General features: G+C 54.5%; 11 protein-coding genes. 9 read left to right on the top strand and 2 right to left on the bottom strand.

Features of this window, described 5'->3' with window-relative positions:
* Positions 1-102: 102 nt before the first annotated feature.
* Positions 103-1,083, top strand: coding sequence for a malate dehydrogenase (locus tag AAFH99_RS11240; protein WP_406827772.1), 981 nt, complete (start codon positions 103-105; stop codon positions 1,081-1,083).
* Between the two features lie 180 nt (positions 1,084-1,263).
* Here AAFH99_RS11240 and asnS read toward each other — a convergent pair whose 3' ends face one another.
* On the bottom strand, positions 1,264-2,664 hold the full coding sequence (asnS, locus tag AAFH99_RS11235) for an asparagine--tRNA ligase (RefSeq protein WP_043316185.1): 1,401 nt from the start codon (positions 2,662-2,664) through the stop codon (positions 1,264-1,266).
* 312 nt (positions 2,665-2,976) lie between these two features.
* Here asnS and AAFH99_RS11230 point away from each other — a divergent pair, with 312 nt between their 5' ends.
* From AAFH99_RS11230 to AAFH99_RS11205, 6 genes are all read left to right on the top strand, one after another.
* Complete coding sequence (locus AAFH99_RS11230) at positions 2,977-3,516, top strand: DUF2244 domain-containing protein (protein WP_231491475.1); 540 nt, start codon at positions 2,977-2,979, stop codon at positions 3,514-3,516.
* A gap of 198 nt (positions 3,517-3,714) precedes the next feature.
* Positions 3,715-4,191 (top strand): thioredoxin-dependent thiol peroxidase, encoded by a 477-nt coding sequence (bcp, locus tag AAFH99_RS11225; RefSeq protein ID WP_043316187.1) that lies wholly within the window; start codon positions 3,715-3,717, stop codon positions 4,189-4,191.
* Between the two features lie 443 nt (positions 4,192-4,634).
* Positions 4,635-5,081 (top strand): helix-turn-helix domain-containing protein, encoded by a 447-nt coding sequence (locus AAFH99_RS11220; RefSeq protein WP_043316188.1) that lies wholly within the window; start codon positions 4,635-4,637, stop codon positions 5,079-5,081.
* A gap of 137 nt (positions 5,082-5,218) precedes the next feature.
* Complete coding sequence (gene yajC / locus AAFH99_RS11215) at positions 5,219-5,551, top strand: preprotein translocase subunit YajC (protein WP_043316189.1); 333 nt, start codon at positions 5,219-5,221, stop codon at positions 5,549-5,551.
* A 151-nt stretch (positions 5,552-5,702) separates the two neighbouring features.
* Complete coding sequence (locus AAFH99_RS11210) at positions 5,703-6,752, top strand: pyridoxal-phosphate dependent enzyme (protein ID WP_043317968.1); 1,050 nt, start codon at positions 5,703-5,705, stop codon at positions 6,750-6,752.
* Between the two features lie 347 nt (positions 6,753-7,099).
* Positions 7,100-8,758, top strand: coding sequence for a sodium:alanine symporter family protein (locus AAFH99_RS11205; RefSeq protein WP_043316190.1), 1,659 nt, complete (start codon positions 7,100-7,102; stop codon positions 8,756-8,758).
* Between the two features lie 71 nt (positions 8,759-8,829).
* On the opposite strand, the gene AAFH99_RS11200 is transcribed toward AAFH99_RS11205, so the two are convergent.
* A complete protein-coding gene (locus tag AAFH99_RS11200) occupies positions 8,830-10,164 on the bottom strand; it encodes a glutamine synthetase family protein (RefSeq protein WP_043316191.1) in 1,335 nt (444 codons plus the stop codon).
* A gap of 208 nt (positions 10,165-10,372) precedes the next feature.
* On the opposite strand from AAFH99_RS11200, the gene AAFH99_RS11195 reads away from it, so the two are divergent.
* Together AAFH99_RS11195 and AAFH99_RS11190 are read left to right on the top strand one after the other, a co-directional pair.
* Entirely contained in the window at positions 10,373-11,680 is a 1,308-nt protein-coding gene (locus tag AAFH99_RS11195) for an FAD-binding oxidoreductase (protein WP_043316192.1), read from the top strand.
* 212 nt (positions 11,681-11,892) lie between these two features.
* Positions 11,893-14,262, top strand: a complete 2,370-nt coding sequence (locus tag AAFH99_RS11190; RefSeq protein ID WP_406827771.1) for a TonB-dependent receptor — start codon at positions 11,893-11,895, stop codon at positions 14,260-14,262.
* The last annotated feature ends 63 nt before the right edge of the window (positions 14,263-14,325 follow it).

Below are 14,325 nucleotides of genomic sequence, written 5' to 3'. Positions count from 1 at the left end.
GACAGATTCGGTTGAATTCTTCGCGAGGATCAGACCAAAGGATAATGCATTTAATTTGCAAAGCCCTATAATGCGGGCGCCTGAAAACAACGGAGATACATCGTGAAAGCACCTGTTCGTGTTGCAGTTACCGGCGCCGCCGGTCAGATCAGCTACTCGCTGCTGTTCCGCATCGCTTCCGGCGAAATGCTGGGTAAAGATCAGCCAGTTATTCTTCAGCTGCTGGAAATCACTCCCGCACTGGAAGCGCTGAAAGGCGTTGCCATGGAGCTCGAAGACTGTGCCTTCCCGCTACTGGCCGGTATTGTGCAGTCCGACGATGCGACCGTTGCCTTCAAAGATGCAGACTACGCACTGCTGGTTGGCGCCCGTCCGCGCGGTCCTGGTATGGAACGTAAGGATCTGCTGGAAGCCAACGCGGCTATCTTCTCCGCGCAGGGTAAGGCCCTGAACGAAGTCGCTTCCCGCAATGTTAAAGTGCTGGTTGTCGGTAATCCGGCGAACACCAATGCACTGATTGCCCAGCGCAACGCGCCGGATCTGGATCCGCGCAACTTTACTGCCATGACCCGTCTGGACCACAACCGTGCCCTGACTCAGCTGGCGAACAAGACCGATTCCACCGTGAATGACATCACCCACATGACCATCTGGGGCAACCACTCTGCCACCCAGTACCCGGACCTGCACCAGGCCAAGGTCAACGGCGAAGACGCCATGGGCAAAGTCGAGCAGGAGTGGTACGAAACCGACTTCATCCCGACGGTACAGCAACGCGGTGCCGCCATCATCAAGGCCCGTGGCGCTTCCTCCGCAGCTTCTGCGGCCAACGCCGCCATCGACCACATGCGCGATTGGGCGCTGGGTTCCGCCGAAGGCGACTGGACCAGCATGGGTGTATACAGCGATGGTTCTTATGGTATTCAGGAAGGTCTGATCTACTCCTTCCCGGTTGTATGCAAGAACGGTGACTGGGAAATTGTTCAGGGCGTAGAAATCAATGACTTCTCCCGCGAGAAAATGACTGCGACCGAGACCGAGCTGGCTGAAGAGCGTGACGCTGTTGCGCACCTGCTGCCGTAAGCTTTTTACTTTTTAATAAGTTAGAAGCCAAAAAACCCGCACCTGGTTTCAGGTGCGGGTTTTTGCGTTTTTGGCCGGAGTTATCTGGTAGATGCGCCTTCGGCTTATCTACCCTACGGGTGTGTGATTGCCCGTAGCACGTAGGGTGGATAAGTGCAGCGCATCCACCAGGTCAAAACCTCAGAACTTCACATTGCGGGGTGTGCGCGGGAAGGGGATCACATCGCGGATGTTACCCATTCCGGTCACGTAGGACACGATGCGATCGAAGCCCAGACCAAAGCCGCCGTGGGGCACGGTGCCGTAGCGACGCAGGTCGCGGTACCAGTCCAGGTGCTCCTTGGGAATATCCATCTCGTCCATGCGTGCGTCGAGCTTGTCCAGGCGCTCTTCGCGCTGGGAGCCACCGATGATTTCACCGATACCCGGTGCCAGCACGTCCATCGCCGCCACCGTCTTGCCGTCGTCATTCATGCGCATATAGAAGGCTTTGATGTCCTTCGGATAGTTCAGCACGATCACCGGCTTCTTGAAGTGTTTTTCGGCCAGATAGCGCTCGTGCTCAGACGCCAGGTCGATTCCCCAGGAAACCGGGAATTCGAACTTCTCTTTGCAGTTCTCAAGGATCTCGATGGCTTCGCAGTAATTGATACGCGCGAAGTCGTTATCGATGATGTTTTCCAGGCGGGTGATGGCTTCCTTGTCGATGCGCTGGGCGAAGAAGGCCATATCGTCGGCGCGCTCCGTTAGCACCGCCTTGAACACATACTTCAGCATTTCCTCCGCCAGATTGGCGCAGTCCGCCAGGTCCGCAAAGGCAATTTCCGGCTCCACCATCCAGAACTCCGCCAGGTGGCGGGTGGTGTTGGAGTTTTCAGCGCGGAAAGTCGGCCCGAAGGTATACACCTTGGACAGGGCCAGGCAGTAGCTCTCTACATTGAGCTGACCAGATACCGTGAGGAAAGTCTCTTCGCCGAAGAAGTCCTCGCTGTAATCCACATCTCCCTTATCGGTGAGGGGCAGGTTGGTCTGATCCAGAGTGCTGACCCGGAACATCTCACCGGCGCCTTCGCAATCAGATGCGGTGATGATGGGGGTATGTACATAATTGAAGCTGCGCTCATGGAAGAAGCGGTGTACCGCCTGGGCGATACAATTACGCACCCGCGCTACAGCGCCGCTGACGTTGGTGCGCGGTCGTAAATGGGCGTGTTCACGCAGGTGTTCCATGGTGTGACGTTTGGGCGACATGGGGTAGGTGTCCGGGTCTTCGACCCAGCCAACAACGGTCACGCTGGTTGCCAGCAACTCGATGGCCTGACCCTTGCCCTCGGAGGCCTTGATAGTGCCTTCAATATCCACGGCGCAGCCGGTGGTAAGGCGCAGCACTTCAGACTGGTAGTTGTTGATGTCCGCTTCCACGACCACCTGGATCGGATCGAAGCAGCTGCCATCGTGTACGGCGAGGAAAGACAGGCCCGCCTTGGAATCCCGGCGGGTGCGGATCCAGCCCTGGATTCGGGCGGTCTCACCTTCCCGCTGGCTGGATTTTAAAAGCTGTTCAATGGATTCAACTTGCATGATGGTGCTCTTGTTGTCGTTCGCGCCTGCCGATGGGGCATTGCTGTCGGTATAAGAACCACAGGCTGCGCGGTTGTTACACGCGTCTTTTGGTCGCGCAATCCGGCGGCATCTTGCCCCCTGCGTGCCGGAAAATCCACCCCTCAAACCTCAGAAGTGCAAGTGCGGCGGCCACGGGTCAGGTGGTGAATATGCGATGGCCGGAGAGTCGCTGTGGTCTGCAGTGCGGCTTTAGTATAGAAGGCAGAGCCCGCCGCCGTGACTCTTGGTTCAATTTTGCGCTGTCCTACACTGAAAGTATCACAGTGATGGATGTTGGAAGTTGTACCCATGGTCAAAGAAGTTGGCGGCGCGCGTGGGCGCCGGGCCTGTATTCTCCTCGCGCCCAATCAATCCCTGTCATTTGCCGGAAACCTGTGGGTGTTCATCTCGTTGGTTGCGGTGTCGCTCGGAATCAGTATTGCATTCGCTTTCGCCGGTGCCTGGATGGTAATTCCTTTTGCCGGGCTGGAAATTCTCCTGCTGGGCGCGCTATTCGGGTATGTATATATGGAAGGTACCCGCAGAGAGGTGATCCGAATCAGTGATGATCGCGTAGTACTGGATAGCAGTCGCGGGAATCTTGAGCGACCGGTGTATCACACGGAATTTGATCGCCACAGCCTTGCGGTGCTGGTGAGAATGGGAACAACCCCGGCGGAGCCGTCCTGTGTCACTTTTACCGGTCCGGAAGGTTGTCTGGAAATAGGAGACTTCCTGACGGACGCTGAAAAAGCCGCACTGGTTGAAAAGCTGGGGGATTGTGGCTTGCGAGCGCGCAAAGAACAGAGCTTTCGTTTGCAGGACTTTTAGGTAATCTCTGATCAGACTCCCTGCTGCCTAAGGATTTCCGAGCGACTAATAACCGATGTGTAACTTCGATCATCGGTTTCCTCACACGGATGCAGCGGGATATGAGTTCTATATAATGCCGGGCCCGAGGCGGAAACCTCGGGCCTTTTTACCTTGAGAAACAGTCCTAATAGTGAATTTAATCAGAGGGGCGGCACTATGGCACATCCTAAGATCGGTAATCTCGCACCGGTATTTACGTTGAATAACCAGAATGGCGAAAAGGTCGCGTTGAAAGACTTTCGCGGCGAAAAAAATGTAGTGCTGTATTTCTACCCCAAGGCACTGACACCAGGCTGTACCACCCAGGCGTGTGGAATCCGTGATAGTGCCAAAGAGTTTGCCAAGCGAGACACTGTGGTTTTCGGTCTGAGCCCAGACCCTGAATCCAAGCTTCAGAAGTTTATTGATAAACATGAGCTCAATTTTGATCTGCTTGCAGATGAAGACCACAAGGTCGCCGACAAGTACGGTTGCTGGGGTCTGAAGAAATTTATGGGTAAAGAGTACATGGGCCTGATCCGTACCACCTTTATTATCGACAAGGCGGGTCGCTTACAGCACATCATGGATAAGGTGAAAACTAAGTCCCACCACGATGATGTGCTGAGCTGGATCGACGAGAACCTGGAATAAGCGAGTAGGGGCTTCTTCCAGTACTTGGTCTGGACGATTTTTAGCCCTTAGAGATCCCTGGGTAGCCCTTATTGGTTAGGTCCGGGGGTCTTCTCTGCGGTGGCGGCACGGCCGTTTTGTGCGTCGTTTAAAAAAAATTGCCTGTCGTCCCTTGCATTATCCTTATATGGTCTATACTGGCTTGTGTAAAGGAGCGCCGCTCAACCGTTTGGCCCAGAGCGATTGGGTGTGGTGCGAGGAAGTAGTACAAAAAGTGTTCACTCTGGGTAGGCTTCGATCGCCTGTTTTCAGGTGCGCCCCGCACCCAGGTAGTAGTCAGTCATTGTTGAATTTGTAACCGCAATTCAAGTCGGCAATGTCGCTGGCGGTGGTATATAGGGACTCGCAGGAAGCGGGCGTAGAACAATAACCGCGGCTCAAGGAACCCATCAAGGAGCAGCTCCATGAATCATATTCAGCCAGACCAGGCTTCGCTCTCGGAAGATAAACCTCTGCAACAGGCCAGACTGTCCGGAGATCCGAACATTCTCGACCAGTTGCTGGCACCGCCGGAGGCGACCAGCTTCGGTATTGCTGCAAGAGTTATCGATGTGCTGGAACAACGGATTGGAAAGGCATCTCTGGCAATTCGCCCGGTGGCATCTGACCTCAGTATGTCTACCCGGACGCTGCAGCGCCGTTTGCAGGAACACAACCTGAGTTTTGCCTCTCTGCGTGATCATGTTCGTTTCCGCCATGCAGTGCACTTCCTTAAAGACACTGCACTCAGCGTCGACGGCATTTCCCGTATTCTCGACTTTTCTGACAGAACCAGCTTTACCAGTGCATTCAAGCGTTGGACGGGTATGTCACCAACCGGTTATCGCCGCCAGGTAAGACAGCGCTTCTAAGTCGTCCCTGTCCGACTTTTACCTCGCATCACGTGGTTCAGGGCACCGGTAAACTCCGGTGCTCTGGATTGCCTCATTTTGTCAAAGCCGTTAGAGTTGGCCCCAGAATTTTGACTGACTCTATTGAGGTTTAGACCATGGATTTCTTTATTCCTGCCGCAATGGCACAAGAGGCCGCTCCGGCTCCTCAGGGCAACCCGCTGATCACTCTGCTGATGTTCGGTGGCCTGTTTGTGTTTATGTGGCTGTTTATCATTCGCCCGCAGCGCAAGCGCCAGAAAGAGCACCAGGAATTGGTGGGTGCCCTGAAGAAGGGGGATGAAGTGGTAATGACCAGTGGAATGCTGGGCCGGGTTGAAAAGGTGGACGACGATTACCTGATTCTGGAAGTCGCTGAGAATATGCAGCTCAAATTCCAGAAAGTCGCGGTACACGCGGTACTGCCCAAGGGCACCATCAAGAATATCTGAAGCTGTCCAGCCGACTGAAGGTGTTTATCACACTCTGTCGACTGGGCTTCATCTCGATCAAAACCCGGCTAGGCCGGGTTTTTTTGGTTTTGGCTTACCCTGATATGCCGTGAGACTGGCTGGCGACCTGCAATTTGCCCTGAGGAGGTCAATAGTGAAGATTAAATACCCCGCCAGAGAGACACTGGCGAATTTGCCGACGCCGTTACAACCTCTCGATCGCATCAGCGAAACCTTCTCTTATCCCTTCGAAGGTCCCAGGATCTGGGTGAAGCGGGACGATCTTACCGAGAGCGCAATGTCTGGTAATAAGTTACGCAAACTGGAGTTCATTATCGCGGAAGCCAAGGCGCAGGGGTGCGATACACTGATCACCTGCGGTGGAGAGCAATCAAATCACTGCCGGGCGACAGCTTTGGCTGCGGCCAAAGCCGGTTTGCGGGCGCATGTCCTGCTGCGAGCCGGTCGCAGTACAGACCTTGAGGCGTCGGCTCCCGACGGAAACCTTCTGGTGGATTTTCTCGCAGGGGCCCGTGTATCCCTATATCCATTAAAGGAATATCTCGCGCGACTCCCCGACCTGTTTGAAGAGTGGAGCGCACATTATTTGCAGCGAGGGCGCCGCGCCCTCTGTATTCCCACCGGTGGTAGCGATGGGTTGGGGATCTGGGGATATATCGCCGGTGCAGAAGAGATTATTTCCGATTGTCGCGCCTCAGGGTTTGAGCCTGAGCACCTGATATGTGCAACCGGTAGTGGTGGCACTCAATCCGGGTTGACTCTCGGTTGTCAGTTACTCGGTGTTGCTACCCAGGTCACGGGGTACGCGGTGTGCGACGATGAAGCGTATTTTTTGCGCAAAGTCGTGCAGGATATTGCGGACTGGAAGGTTCGCTACCCCGGAGCGGGCGGTGCCGGATTTGTATTGGACGAAGATCGAATACACGTGATTGATGATTACATTGGTCCGGGATATGCACTGGCCACTGAATCGGTTTACCAATCCATTGCGCTACTGGCTCAGCAAGAGGGGCTGTTACTGGATCCCGTTTATACCGGCAAAGCGTTTCATGGATTATTGGCTGAGATTAAGCGCGGGCGGTATCGAGGCAGCAAAAATCTCGTGTTCGTTCACACTGGCGGGCAGTTCGGAATATTCCCTCAGCGAGATGGTTTTAAAAGCAGTTGGGCTGAAAATTAGTCAGTAACCTGGCACTGAGTAAATACGGCCAATTGTTCGATGCCCAATCAAGGCCTGGCGTGGGTTCTGTTTCGCGACAGAATTCTCTGTTTTAGCGAAAAATTTGGTGATAAATCGAATTTTTGGCAGAAAACAGGACTATGCTGCTGATGATTGGCGGATTACTGTTCTCATTTTGGCGAAACTGCTACCCTCAGCGTCATTGTCGGGGCGGTCGAGTAATAAAAATCGGTGTTCTCACCGAGAGAACGATATCGAAAAACTGCCCGAATCTGTCTCGGCGGATCCTGCGTCGAGCATATTGCTGACTGTTTTTCAATCAAAAAATAAGAGCTGTGGGGGTTGATTTGGAATCATTCAATCAGTTGTTGCTAACCCTGGATGGGTTGCTGGGTTCAGCGGCCTGGTTTCCCTGGGTACTGTTAGGGGTCGGTTTTTTCTTCACGCTGTATCTGGGCTTCCCTCAGATCCGCTACTTCGGCCACGCGATCAAGATCGTGCGGGGTAAATACGATAAACCAGGTGACCCGGGGGATACCTCCCACTTCCAGGCGCTATCCACCGCACTGTCGGGTACCGTAGGTACCGGTAATATTGGTGGAGTGGGGCTCGCGATCTTCCTTGGCGGGCCGGCCGCGTTGTTCTGGATGTGGGTCACTGCATTTCTCGGTATGACGACAAAGTTCGTTGAGGTAACCCTATCTCATAAATATCGAATTAAGGCAGCGGACGGTTACTATGCCGGCGGCCCCATGTTCTACATGGAGCGACGGTTAAACATGAAGTGGCTGGCAGTCATATTTGCCATCGCGACGGTAATCAGCTCATTTGGTACCGGCAGTTTGCCGCAGGTCAATAATATTGCCCAGGCCATGTATGATACCTTTGGTCTGAGCAAGATGCTGACCGGCGGTGTGCTGGCGATTCTTCTCGGTCTGGTGATTATCGGCGGCATTACGCGTATCGCCAAAGTGACCTCAACCATTGTGCCGGTGATGGCTGTGCTGTACATCGTGGGCGCGCTGGCAGTTATCCTGTACAACTACCAGAACATCATCCCCTCCTTTTCTGCCGTTTTTGCCGGTGCCTTCAATGGCAGTGCGGCCATGGGCGGTTTCCTCGGCGCCAGCTTCGCCTACGCCTTTAACCGCGGCGTAAACCGCGGCCTCTTCTCCAACGAAGCCGGGCAGGGCTCAGCGCCCATTGCCCACGCCGCTGCACGCGCGGATGAGCCTGTATCTGAGGGTATGGTGTCACTGCTTGAGCCATTCATTGATACCCTGATCATCTGTACCCTGACCGGTCTGGTGATTCTGTCGTCGGGGGTCTGGACCGAGAAGCATATGAATCGCTTTGAACGCGCAGATATGATGGTGGTTGCCGGTACCTATACCGACAAAGATGAGGCAGATGTAAAACAGCTGTTTGGTTTCCTGAGCAATCAGAGCAGCGATGTTAAGCCATACACCGGGACTATTGTGGTCGCCGACGGCCTACCTCTGAATAAAGATGAGTTCACTGTGCTCAACTCTCGCTCCGTTGCCGAAGACGTGGAATTCCGAGTGGGCGGGGACAACTTCTCCGGTGTGCTCAACGTCAATAGCGGCCGCCTGGTAAATCCGAATGTCGATGTCTGGGGTAATTCGTTGTTGCACTCGGTGGCATTGACTAACCGGGCCTTCCAGAAAGGGTTCTTCGGAGAGTACGGAAGCTACATTGTTACCCTCGGGATTCTGCTGTTTGCCTTCTCGACGGCAATCGCCTGGTCCTATTATGGTGACCGCTCCATGATCTATCTGTTTGGTCCCAAAGCAGTAATGCCGTACCGGTTGGTCTACGTGGTGGCTTTCTTCTGGGCAGCGATCGAGGATACGACGATTATCTGGAACCTGTCCGCAGTGGCGATTGTGCTAATGACACTGCCAAACCTGTTTGGTATTTCTATCCTCGCAAGGGAAATGAAAGATACGGTCAAGGACTACTGGAAAGATCCCAGCCACAAATAATTGCTCGAATTACCAGGGCACAAAAAACCCGGCAAATGCTGGGTTTTTTGTATTTTAGGGGTGCCAATGAATCAGACATTGAGCAGCAGGTACTCGCGCTCCCAGGAGCTGATTACGCGGTTAAATTCCTCGTACTCATCCCGTTTGATCGCAGCCCAGGCGCGAACGAAGGTATCGCCAAACATTTCGACGGCTTCCGGACATTCTGCCAACAGGCTGAGCGCATGCTCCTGAGTGCGGGGTAGGGTGATGGGCTCTGATGAGCAATCGCCGGTGTACGGTTTGCTTGGTGTGACTTTGTTCATCATGCCGAGATAACCGCAGGCGAGCGAAGTCGCAATCGCCAGGTAGGGGTTGCAGTCGGCACCGGGGAAGCGGTTCTCCAGGCGTTTTGCCTGAGGTGAGCTGTCTGGTACTCGCAGCCCGGTGGTCCGATTGTCATAGCCCCAGTGCAGGCTGGTGGGCGCAGCCATTTCCGGTGTGAAACGGCGATAAGAATTTACGTTCGGAGCAAAAAACGTGATAAACCCCGGGGTGTATTTTTGCATGCCACCGATGAAGTGCATAAAACGCTCATTCTCAGAGCCGTCCTCATTTACAAAAATGTTTTTCCCGGTCTTGCTGTCAACGATACTCTGGTGGAGGTGCAGGGCACTGCCAGGCTCATCTTCCATGGGCTTCGCCATAAAAGTGGCATAGATGCCATGGCGCAGGGCGGTTTCACGTACCGTACGTTTGAAGGTGAATACCTGATCGGCAAGCCGGAGTGGATCGCCGTGCAGAAAGTTGATTTCCATCTGTGCGGTGCCGGATTCGTGGATCAGGGTGTCCACGTCTAGTCCCTGAGCTTCGCAGAAATCGTACATGTCTTCGATGATTGGCTCGTACTCATTGGCCGCATCAATACTGTAAGACTGGCGGGTTTTTTCCGTGCGCCCGGAGCGTCCTACGGGGGCGGAGAGTTTTTCATCGGGGTCGAGATTGCGTTTGACGAGGTAGAACTCAACTTCTGGAGCGACCACTGGCTGCCAGCCCTGTTCCGCATACTTGTCCAGTACGAACTTGAGAATATTGCGGGTGCTGATGGGGTGCGGTTTACCATCGCGGGTGTAGCAGTCGTGGATAATCTGCGCGGTAGGCTCGTTCGCCCAGGGGTTCAGGCGAATTGAGTCCGGGTCGGGTACCAGCAGCATGTCAGTATCTGCTGGGTCTACCAGTTCATTATGCTCGTCTACATAGTCGCCGGTCACCGTCTGAACCAGGATGCTCTCCGGCAGGCGGCTGTCTTCGGTCAGGAATTTGTCCGTCGGGGTGAATTTACCCCGCGCATTGCCGGACATATCCGGTACCAGGCACTCGACTTCGGAGATCGAATGTTCCGCGAGCCACTGGGTTATCTTGTCCATGTTACACCTTGTGATTGGAAGGCTTGTATTTGATTATCGTGCCAACTTCGCCAAACAGTAGCTTAAACCTCTGTGGGTGGCGAAGGATGATTTCCGGCGTACCGCAAATTTTTCATCCGGACTTTGATTATGGCAAGAAACCGAATTATTATTCAACAAATACCGAATAATGATTCGGTTTTAGCGAGGATGATTTTGGAGATACTCGATGTCCGCTAGCGGAAGCATTACCAGATTGCACGGCCATACCGATTCCTATTATGCGGCCAGTGCAAACCCCACTCCGGAATACCCGTGCCTGGAGGGCGAGGTGACAGCGGATGTGTGCATTATTGGTGCGGGGTATACCGGCCTTTCGTCCGCGCTCCACCTTGCCGAGCGCGGATACAAGGTGGTTGTCCTCGAAGCGGAGCGCGTGGGCTGGGGGGCTTCCGGGCGCAACGGCGGCCACGTGGGTGTTGGTCAGCGCAAAGGTCAGGAAGAGCTCGAAAAAATGCTGGGCAGGGATACCGCCAGAGCACTGTGGGATATGGGCCTGGAAGCGGTGCAACTCGTGGAGCACCTGATAAACCGGCACGGTATCCAGTGCGACCTGAAGCGCGGCATTATGCATTTGGCGGCCAAAAAGAGTCACGAGGCCGAGCTCCGCCAAGAGGTCGAATTGCTCAACCAGCGTTATGGCTATGAGGACATGCGATACGCCAACCGGGACGAAGTGGCTGATCTCGTCGGTTCGGATCGCTTTTTCGGCGGCCAGATAGATTCCGGTTCGTTGCACCTGCATCCACTTAATTATGCGCTCGGCCTTGCCGATGCCGCGCGGGCCGCAGGTGTCCTGTTTTTTGAACACAGTCGGGTCACAGGGTACGTCAGCGGCAGCCCCTGCGTAGTGTCCACAGAGCATGGGCGGGTGAGTGCGGCGAATATCGTCCTTGCCTGTAATGGGTACCTGGGCAAACTGGAGCCGCGTATGGCCGGGCGTATTATGCCCATCAACAACTTTGTGCTGGCCACAGAGCCTCTGGAGGAGAAGCTGGCACGAGAATTGATAGCGAACGACTACGCGCTGCAAGACACGCTGTTCGTGATCAATTATTGGAAATTGTCCGGAGACAACCGTCTGATTTTCGGCGGCGGCGAAAATTATTCATCGCGCTTTCCTCGAGATATTCGCGGGTTTGTACGGAAGTACATGCTGGAGGTCTACCCACAGTTGGCCGGTACGCAGATTGACTACGGTTGGGGCGGTACTCTGGCGATCACTATGAATCGAATGCCGAGTATTGGCAGGCTGGAACCGAACGTCTACTACAGCCAGGGGTACTCTGGGCACGGTGTGCCGACAGCGACGTTTGCCGGAAAAATTCTTGCGGAAGTGATTGCCGGTACCGAAGAGAGGTTTGATATATTGTCGCGCATTCCAACGCCAAGTTTCCCGGGGGGGACACTGCTGCGTTGGCCAGGACTGGTAGCAGGAATGCTCTATTACAGCTTATTGGACAAGTTGGGGCGATAGGGATCCTGGAAGTCTACAGTTCGCGGCTTCATCGACAGCGCCGGTGTCCCGGTGTTGCGGCACCGTGTTTCCAGTGGTTTTCGGGGTCAAAAAATAAAGTTGAATAATTGTTCGGTTTGTGGAATAACAGACCGAGCAGTTTGATTACTGGGGCCGTCCTAAGCGGTATCACTGGACACAAACCCGATAAAAATAACCCACGGGGAGTTACGATGACGCTATCAGACCGGTCGTTCATGGCCAAAAAAAACCTGCTGGCTACCACTATCGGCGCAATGATTTTCACTGTTAGCAGTGGCGCCACGGCAGCCGAGATCGAAGAAGTAACCGTCACCGCGCAAATGCGCGCCGAATCGCTGAAAGACGTCCCAATGTCGGTCAGCGCTTTTACCGGCGATACCATCAAGAGTGCGAACCTCAGTGACTTTAAAGATCTATTTGCCATAACACCGGGAATCTCTGGTGAAACTACGGATGGCTTTTTCGACTCTGTTTCCGTTCGCGGTGTGAACAATAACGGCTTTGGCTCGGGTAGTGATCCGGCCCTGGGGATATTTCTGGAAGGCGTTTACCAAAGTCGCTCCGGTGCGGCGCCCACCATGTACGATCTCGAACGGGTCGAGGTGGTGAAGGGGCCACAGGGTACGCTGTTTGGTCGGAATACGGCTTCTGGCGCTATTTCCATGACGACGCAAAAGCCCGGAGAGGCCTTTGCAGGGGAGGTGTCAGTCAGCGCCGGTCAATATGGCCGCCTGGACTTCGAAGGCGCCCTGGACATGCCGGTCAGCGAAGATTTTGCTGTGCGTATTGCCGGAGTTCATCAGGAAGAAGAAGGGCATGTGAAAAACCTGTCCGGTGGCCGCAAGCTAGGCGCCAGTGAAGTGGATGCCATGCGCTTTACTGCGGTGTACGACGGAATCGAGAACACCACCGTAACCTTTCTTGGTCAGTATGAAGATCGAATCAGTGACGGCACTATCTACCGGGCACTGGGTACCGACAGCGACTTCGATGAAGTCTACAACGACCAGCAAGGCGTAGACCAATCGGAAATCGGTGATGCAATCCTCACCATTGAGCACCAGATGGACGCTCTCACGTTTACCTCCATCACTGGCTACAAAACACATAATTACACTTATATCGAAGACTTTGACGGTACTGCGGATACCATCGACACCTTCGTGCGCGATCAGACTGGAGATTTTTTCAGTCAGGAATTTCGTCTGACCTCGGATAACAACGGTCCGTTTAATTGGGTCTTGGGTGCGAGCTATTACCAGGAAGACCTGGATGCCTACTTCGCCGGCGTCGATGCAGAGGACTTTATCTGCGCTGGTGCCATGGAAGTGGATTACGAGCTGGATGTAGACTCCTCCATGACCTGTGCGGAGCTGGCGCTGGCTTACCCAGAAGAAATGGATGATGCATTCTGGACCGGTGGTGACCCCTGGGAATACGCACCGACAGCGGGCATGGTCATTCCCGGTGGTGTCTCCGTGGGCGATGGCATGTCCATCGAGGAGTCCTATACCCGCGGCGAGTACAGCGGGTGGGGGGTGCTCGCGAACACCACCTTTGATCTGAGCGATGTCACGAGCCTTGGGTTGGGCGTTCGATACACCCAGGACCGCAAAATATATACCGTGGATTCTCCGTGGCCAGACACCTGGACCGGCGGCTGGAACTATCAGGCCATGTTCACCGACGGACCAATCACTGGCGACGATACCTGGAGCAACGTATCCGGCCGTGCCACCCTGAACCACGACTTCTCGGATAACATCACCGCTTATGCGAGCGTTGCTACCGGTTATAAATCCGGTGGCTTTGACTACCTGACCTATCGGGTCACAGACCCGGCGTTTGCACAAGACGAAGACGCCTGGCTGGAGGAATATGAGTGGACTGTCGATAGCAGCAATGCAGAGCCCAACAGTTTCGATGAAGAGCAGGTACTTTCCTATGAGTTGGGCGTGAAGGCGCGCTTGCTGGACAATCGCCTGCACCTGAATGCGGCTGCATTTCAGTACACCTACGAAGACCTGCAGCAGGCCTTCTTTATCGGCGCGGCTGCTGTGACCCGCAACGTCGGTGAGAGTGAGGGGCAAGGGCTGGAAGTCGACGCGCGCTGGCTGATTACCGATAACCTCGATCTCTATATGGGTGTTGCCTGGATGAACACCGATTTCACTGGCGCACCAGAAGAGCTGTGCGAAGATTGTGATGGTAATCAGATGGCCTTTGCGCCTGAATTTTCCTCGGCTACCGCACTGACCTATACCACGGATCTGGGCTTTGGTTCCCTGGCGCTGACCGGTGAATACAACTTCACTGGCGAACAGTTTGCCGACCTGGCAAATACCGAGGAAGTAAAACTCGACAGCCGTGGCGTGGTTAATCTTCGCGCTTCCATTACCGCGCCGAGCGAGAATCTCACTGCCGGTATCTACGTGGAAAACCTGACCGGGGAGGAGTACTACCACTGGGGCTATGCGGCGGCAGATTACAACCTGCCCGCCACCCAGACCGACCCCTCTCGCGGTCGAGTGGCTGGCGTCAGTGTTGATTACCGGTTCTGATACCAAAACTCATCTCACAGGATGGGCGAAAGGTCGGCAGCGATGCCGGCCTTTTTTAGTGAG

This window comes from Microbulbifer sp. ARAS458-1 (assembly GCF_045348205.1).
Classification (GTDB): Bacteria; Pseudomonadota; Gammaproteobacteria; order Pseudomonadales; family Cellvibrionaceae; genus Microbulbifer.
Note: the sequence above shows the minus strand (reverse complement) of the source record. Positions and strands in the feature narration are given on the sequence as shown.

Excerpts from the sequence above, each read along its gene's own strand:
- asnS (WP_043316185.1), bottom strand. The coding sequence starts at position 2,664 with ATGCAAGTTGAATCCATTGAACAGCTTTTAAAATCCAGCCAGCGGGAA.
- AAFH99_RS11230 (WP_231491475.1), top strand. The coding sequence starts at position 2,977 with ATGTTGGAAGTTGTACCCATGGTCAAAGAAGTTGGCGGCGCGCGTGGG.
- bcp (WP_043316187.1), top strand. The coding sequence starts at position 3,715 with ATGGCACATCCTAAGATCGGTAATCTCGCACCGGTATTTACGTTGAAT.
- AAFH99_RS11220 (WP_043316188.1), top strand. The coding sequence starts at position 4,635 with ATGAATCATATTCAGCCAGACCAGGCTTCGCTCTCGGAAGATAAACCT.
- yajC (WP_043316189.1), top strand. The coding sequence starts at position 5,219 with ATGGATTTCTTTATTCCTGCCGCAATGGCACAAGAGGCCGCTCCGGCT.
- AAFH99_RS11200 (WP_043316191.1), bottom strand. The coding sequence starts at position 10,164 with ATGGACAAGATAACCCAGTGGCTCGCGGAACATTCGATCTCCGAAGTC.
- AAFH99_RS11195 (WP_043316192.1), top strand. The coding sequence starts at position 10,373 with ATGTCCGCTAGCGGAAGCATTACCAGATTGCACGGCCATACCGATTCC.
- AAFH99_RS11190 (WP_406827771.1), top strand. The coding sequence starts at position 11,893 with ATGACGCTATCAGACCGGTCGTTCATGGCCAAAAAAAACCTGCTGGCT.